This is a genomic window from Mycobacterium sp. TH-M106, from assembly GCF_057473765.1.
This window is the reverse complement of the sequence record NZ_JBYCLE010000222.1, coordinates 1-1,373: the sequence shown is the minus strand read 5'-3', so window position 1 is coordinate 1,373 and position 1,373 is coordinate 1. Positions and strand designations below refer to the sequence as shown.

Below are 1,373 nucleotides of genomic sequence, written 5' to 3'. Positions count from 1 at the left end.
TGTGCATGCACACCACCACCGACTCCTCGCTGCACGCCCGCCACACCGGGTCCCAGTGATCGGAGTGAATGGACGGCCAGCCCAGCTTCGACGGGTTTTCACTGAAAGTCAGTGCATGGCAACCCTTCTGAGCGACCCGCCGGATCTCGGTCGCCATCACTTCGGGATCCCAGATCGCCGGCAACGCGCACGGGATGAACCGGCCCGGGTGGCTGCCGCACCACTCGTCGATGTGCCAGTCGTTGTAGGCCCGCACCATCGCCAGCGCGACGTCCTTGTCTTCGGTGCGGGCGAAGAGCTGCCCGCAGAACTGCGGAAAGGACGGAAAGCACAGTGAGCCGAGCACCCCGTTGGCGCTCATGTCCTTGACCCGCTCGTTGTGGTCGTAGGTGCCAGGCCGCAGCTCGTCGAAGGAGGTGGGCTCGATGCCGTACTCCTCTTTCGGCTTGCCCGCGACGGCGTTGAGCGCGACGTTGCCGACCGTCTCGCCGTTGTACTGCCAGACGTTGGTGCCGTCCGGATTGGTGATGAACTGCGGTGCCAACTCGACATACTTCGAGGGCAGCCGCCCGTCGAAGAGGTGCGGCGGCTCCACCACGTGGTCGTCCACGCTGACCAGGACCAGATCATTGAGGTTCATCGGCTGTACCCTCCTTTAATACTTGTGATTATAAAGTTTGCAAAATTAGCGTCAACCGTCCGTCCGGCCGGTAGCCGACCCGCCCAGCGACACGGGTTGCAGACGCTGGGTCTCAAGGCAGCAGATCGGGTTTCAGCAGATCTAACAACGATTGGTTCAGCTGCGACAGCGAATCCCAGAGGGTGTCGCTTGGCTGTGTGGAGCTGCTGGCATTCATCACCGCAACCGCCAGGTCGTCACGTGCGTTGAGGACGCCAGCCGTGATACTGGTTACCGGGTCCGTCCACGTTTCGTTGACGATCGCTCCGAGGCCTTGAACGCCCGCGCCCAGCGCTGCCGGTGCCGGTGACGGTTGGCCGGAGGAGACGTCGTTGTGCACCGCCTGGGCGGTTTGCTCGACGAGCACGACGAGGTCCGACAGCGCCAAAACTGTGGGCAACTCGATGTCTTTGATCGCCAGCGGCACATTGTTCATGAGCGCCGTCAGGGTGCCGTGCGGATCGGTCAGCATGTCGTGAGCGAGAGTGACCGGATCGGGACTCAGCGCCGGTGTCAGCCGATCCAGTATCGAGGGTACGTCGGTTTGACCGCCGAAGACCTCGTTGAACTGGTCGGCGCCCACCGCACTTTTGACCTGGCCCGGATTTTTCACGTAATTCGGTGTCGATGGGTGTCGTTAACGTGAAAGGTGCACTGCCGCAAGGATAATCGGAGTGTTCACGGCTCCATTATC

Annotated in this window: 2 protein-coding genes; both read right to left on the bottom strand. The window is 62.1% G+C overall.

The features are described 5' to 3' along the window. Nucleotides 1-640 (bottom strand): amidohydrolase family protein (locus AC2VOP_RS08085; protein WP_486960482.1); only part of this gene is annotated, 640 nt, incomplete at its 3' end. 112 nt (nt 641-752) lie between these two features. Next, the gene (locus tag AC2VOP_RS08080; protein ID WP_486960481.1) at nt 753-1,151 is read right to left on the bottom strand and encodes a hypothetical protein; all 399 of its coding nucleotides are present in this window, start codon (nt 1,149-1,151) and stop codon (nt 753-755) included. Between the last annotated feature and the right edge of the window lie 222 nt (nt 1,152-1,373).